The following is a 3,374-nucleotide window of genomic DNA, read 5'->3' as shown; positions in this document are numbered from 1 at the left end:
TTATCGACACGAATAACCTGCGGTTTGCCGCGCCATTCGATGATCTGGTTAAGGCTGCGCACAACGCGTTCTGCGGGCAATGAGAAGTCCACTTCGATGCAAAGTCCTTCGCGATTAAAGTCATCCAGCACATTCAGGGTTCGGATCGACCGGCCATCCGCGAGTTGATCAGCCATGAAATCCATCGACCAGGTCTCATTCGGCTTTTCCGGCACCGCCAACGGTTCAGGTTTGTCCCGCTTGAGGCGCTTCTTGGGCTTGATCCGTAGGTTCAGCTCCAGTTCGCAGTAAATCCGATAGACGCGCTTGTGGTTCCAGCCATAGCCTTGGACGTTGCGCAGATACAGAAAACACAGACCAAAGCCCCAGCTCCGCTTGTTGGCAGTCAACCGTTCCAACCAATCGGCGATCTCTTCGTTCTCATCGCTCAGCACGGGGCTGTAGCGATAACACGTCTCGCTGATCTCGAACGCACGGCACGCCAGCGCGATGCTGACGCCAGGCCTTGCGACCGCATTCATGGCCATCTCACGTCTCTGAGATGGCCTTAGCGCTTTTTTCCAAGTGCTTCCTTCAGCAAGTCGTTCTGCATGCTCATCTCGGCATACATCTTCTTCAGCCGACGGTTTTGTTCAGCCATATCCTTCATCTCAGTGATCAAAGACGCATCCATCCCGCCAAACTTGGCACGCCATTTGTAGAAACTGGCGCTGCTCATCCCATGCTCCCGGCAAAGCTCCGAGACGGGCGTGCCGCCTTCAGCCTGCTTCAACACTGCCATGATCTGCGCGTCGCTAAATCGTCCATTCTTCATCGTAAATCTCCTCAGATATCTTGCCGAGAAAATTCTACTTTTGAACACCACTAAATTTAGGGGGGATTACCCGCCGACACCATTTGAGCGCAGTGCGCGGTAGTCTTCTCTGCTCTTGTTCACGATGCGACCAATGGAACGGTAACCACTAGAGTTATGCTAGCCGCGCTTGCTCTGCTGGTTGCCTTGGCTTCTGGCGACCCAAGTGGCGGCACACAACGCGGTTTCAAGGTCAGTAACTGGCTAAATGCAAATAAACACGCGCTTTTAGAGAGCCCGCGGAATTGCTAGGTGATAGTCGATAATATACCGCGTCAGTTTTGATATGGTTACTTATAATGTGCTTCGAAAAGCACACTTATTGAGGATTTGAATAGTCTCAGAAGTTGGAACATTTCGACGACAGGCAGTGTGGACTAAAGCAACGTTCGCCAATACTGTCTGTGACTGACTCTAAAGTCTATAATAATTGGAATTGAAATGCGCAGCGTGATTGCCATAATGCTTTGCCTCGGACTATCGGCGTGCTCCGACGGCACCAGTGAATTTCCCGTGACTTCGAGCGGTCAGGAGGCGTTGGGTGATAACGTCCATCTCGTTCGTCTCAACGAGGGAAACATTAGGACTTACGGGCGCAATTTACCGCAAAGGCAACCGGAAGCAGAGACCCTTCCCGGTCCTGGCGGGTGGAACTACAGAGTGGCACCTGGCGATATTCTGAGTGTACTCGTTTACAACCATCCCGAATTAACTATGCCAGCAGGGCCTGATCGCAGCTCCGTTGAAACCGGCTTCCGCGTCCAGTCTGACGGCACTTTCTTTTACCCTTTCTTGGGGCAGGTACAGGCCGAAGGAATGGCGCCCGAGGAAATTCGCGCCAACCTCATGGGGGCCCTGGCTGAATACATTACTGATCCGCAGCTCGAAGTACGGGTGGCGGCCTTCAATTCGCAAGCCGTAAACATCACTGGCGCGGTGGTGACGCCACAAAGACTGCCGGTGACGACTGTCCCTATGACACTGCTTGATGCCGTAAATGCCGCCGGAGGCCTCGACCCACAGGCTGACGCGGAGCGCGTCACTATCCAGCGCAACGGACGCGCATACACCGTCGATCTCGACGGCTTTCTAGAGCGCGGGATTTTCTCAAATAATCCGATGCTTGGTTCGGGAGATGTGGTCTATGTGCCGGCAAGCGCAACAGAAGAAGTTTACATTCTTGGTGAAGTTGGTCGGCCTGCCGCTATTGACCTCGAAGGTGAGGGGCTATCTCTGACACAAGCGCTTGCACGCCAGGGTGGCCTCAATGAGTTGCGCGGCGATGCAAGGGGGATATTTGTGTTTCGTGGCAACAGTGACAACATGACCGTCTTCCAACTATCGGTAGAGTCCCCTACAGGGTTCCTACTGGGGACGCGTTTTGATCTACAGCCCGACGACGTCGTTTACGTGACAAGGTCGCCGCGCCAGCGCTGGAATGACACAATCAGCGGTCTGCTACCTTCGGTCGGTGGCGTGCCCGCCCTCGCGAGGGCAAACACGTCTTTGGAAACGTTTTGAGCTGATGTTATGAAAATATTGACCGTATGCGTGGGCAACATTTGCCGTTCGCCCGTCGCCGAGGCGATTTTGAGCGAGAAATTGCCTGATTACGAGGTTGCTTCTGCCGGGATTGGCGCGCTCGTTGGAAGTGACGTCGATCCTGTGGCGCGCGAAGTGGCGGAGGCTGCGGGCGTGGTTTTTGGTGACCACGCAGCTCGACAGTTCACGCGCGGGATCGGAGAGCAGCACGACCTCATTCTGGTTCTCGAAGGTGGCCATAAGCGCGAGATCGAGAGGATCGCTCCAGAGCTTTCAGGGCGTGTGATGCGCTTGACCCGCTGGAATGGAGATGCGGACATCCCCGACCCGTACCGCAAGAGCAAGGAATATCACGAATATGTCTTCACGCTCATTCAAGAGGCCACGGCGGCCTGGTTGTCACGACTATTGCCTAAGAAATCGGAGTGAACGATGACGGACCAGCTGCAAACTCAGCGTGATACGGCTGAGGATGACGAAATCGATCTTCTTGACCTATTTTCGCGCCTTTGGGCGGGTAAAATAACAATTATATGCATTGTGCTCATTGGCGCACTGGTCGGCCTGTTTTTTGCCCTCAACACACCGCCGACGTATCGCGCAGACGGTCTCCTTCAGCTTGAAGAGACCGGAGGAGGTCAACTTGGTCTACCAGCAGGTCTTGCAGACATATCAGGTGGCAGCCCGCGCGCCGTCACAGAAATTGAGATCATCAGGTCTCGCTTGGTTGTGGGTCGCGCCGTCTCACGCCTGAACCTTGACTGGTCTGCTGCTCCTCTTTCAGCGCCGGTCTTTGGACATATACTTGCTACCCAAGATCTCCCGCTCCCCGCGTGGGACTTTCTGAGACCCTACGCACACCCCGGTGATGCGATCCGCCTTGATTTGATCGACGTGCCCTCTGTCTGGCTGGGGGAAGAAATTCGTCTCACGTCGGAAGGCGGCGGCGGTTTTGTCCTCACCCTGCCCACAGGACAGC

General features: G+C 54.8%; 3 protein-coding genes and 1 pseudogene. 3 read left to right on the top strand and 1 reads right to left on the bottom strand.

Annotated elements, in window-relative coordinates; translation table 11 throughout:
- A pseudogene (locus tag QZ197_RS15340) lies at nucleotides 1–814 on the bottom strand (IS3 family transposase); the annotation flags it as partial.
- Between the two features lie 699 nt (nucleotides 815–1,513).
- Here QZ197_RS15340 and QZ197_RS15335 point away from each other — a divergent pair.
- The 3 genes from QZ197_RS15335 to QZ197_RS15325 form a co-directional block, all read left to right on the top strand.
- Nucleotides 1,514–2,374: a polysaccharide biosynthesis/export family protein gene (locus QZ197_RS15335; RefSeq protein ID WP_296433043.1), complete on the top strand. Its 861-nt coding sequence runs from the start codon at nucleotides 1,514–1,516 to the stop codon at nucleotides 2,372–2,374.
- 9 nt (nucleotides 2,375–2,383) lie between these two features.
- Nucleotides 2,384–2,824 carry a low molecular weight protein-tyrosine-phosphatase gene (locus QZ197_RS15330; protein WP_272146212.1) on the top strand — a complete coding sequence of 147 codons (441 nt, stop codon included), beginning with the start codon at nucleotides 2,384–2,386 and terminating at the stop codon, nucleotides 2,822–2,824.
- 3 nt (nucleotides 2,825–2,827) lie between these two features.
- The coding region (locus QZ197_RS15325) for a Wzz/FepE/Etk N-terminal domain-containing protein (RefSeq protein ID WP_296433039.1) at nucleotides 2,828–3,374 on the top strand (547 nt) is incomplete at its 3' end.

This window comes from Yoonia sp. (assembly GCF_017854415.1).
In the GTDB taxonomy this organism is placed as follows: domain Bacteria; phylum Pseudomonadota; class Alphaproteobacteria; order Rhodobacterales; family Rhodobacteraceae; genus Yoonia.
The sequence above is the reverse complement of the archived record's forward strand: the minus strand, read 5'-3'. Positions and strand labels throughout refer to the sequence as shown.